At 41.5% G+C, this 1,056-nt stretch carries 1 protein-coding gene; it reads right to left on the bottom strand.

Annotated elements, in window-relative coordinates; genetic code table 11:
* Positions 1–875: hypothetical protein (locus tag NC238_06690; protein MCM1565625.1), on the bottom strand; the 875-nt coding region annotated here is incomplete at its 3' end.
* Positions 876–1,056: the final 181 nt, after the last annotated feature.

The following is a 1,056-nucleotide window of genomic DNA, read 5'->3' as shown; positions in this document are numbered from 1 at the left end:
TCCTTTAAGTTAGCCTGCCATTCTTGCAGATGTTGTAATGGTGAACGGTCAAACTCAACCTCAACAAAATCTTGGGCGATATCCTCACCAAAAACTGTAGTGGCTTGAACTGGATCAACCTCCCATCCACCAGCTTGATTTTTTAAGATCCCCAGATACTTCATTAAAAATAAGCTATTCTTTAGGCGAGTATTTAACCAATTGGTCGGTGGATTACTCTCTCTTAAGCCCTCAAACCGAAAGTCATGGTCTAGTTGCATGTTACGAGAGTTTATTTCATTTTCCCACCAGCAACCGAGGGCAATCCAACGATATTCTTGAAGCAATTGGTTGAATTGTTTTGAATTGTCAGCAAATAATGGGATATCAACCCCGAAGCCGCTAAGGGCAGCATGGCTGGAACGCGATCCAAAGAAATCACCACCCGGAAAAGTCAGTATTCCCCCTGCTTTACCCAATAAATAAAGTAGTAATCTAGTGCGAATCTCATAGCACGCGACCAATTTCGTTAAACCATGCAGCCAAGCAGTTTTATCCTTTTGCGCATATGCCTGTCCAATTTCAATCGCTTGTAACGAAGGTGAATATTGTCCCGTAGATACTTGACGTAAGGCATTTATTCCTCGAATCAGGATTTTATCGTCAGTGGCTACTTCTAATCCATATAAGTTGCTTAGAAAATCACCCCGCACAAATTTTCCGGTTTCTGCTGCGATTAGTCCGATTGCATCGGTGGCTAATGTCTTCTTTGTATAAACCCTACCATACTCAAGTTTAGAAAAAGCCTCAGGATAGCTCTCTAATCGTTCAGCTTCCATCCAAAGGAAAAGTTTACTAAGACCAACTTTTGTGATTAGTAATGGTTGATCGCTCATAATTATTTTTTTAACTCCTTTATCGCATCTCGCAATTCATCGCGCGCGTCCTTTGAATTCATATACTGCAAACGAGCCTTGGTTTGGCTCTCAAACAATTGCCGGCGATATTCTTCAGTAAATTGCACGCGCCCATCTTTGCTCAATTCAGTGATTTCCAGCTTCAGAAAAAATCGGAGTA

Origin of the sequence: Dehalobacter sp., assembly GCA_023667845.1 — a bacterium.
GTDB lineage: Bacteria > Bacillota > Desulfitobacteriia > Desulfitobacteriales > Syntrophobotulaceae > Dehalobacter.
Note: the sequence above shows the minus strand (reverse complement) of the source record. Positions and strands in the feature narration are given on the sequence as shown.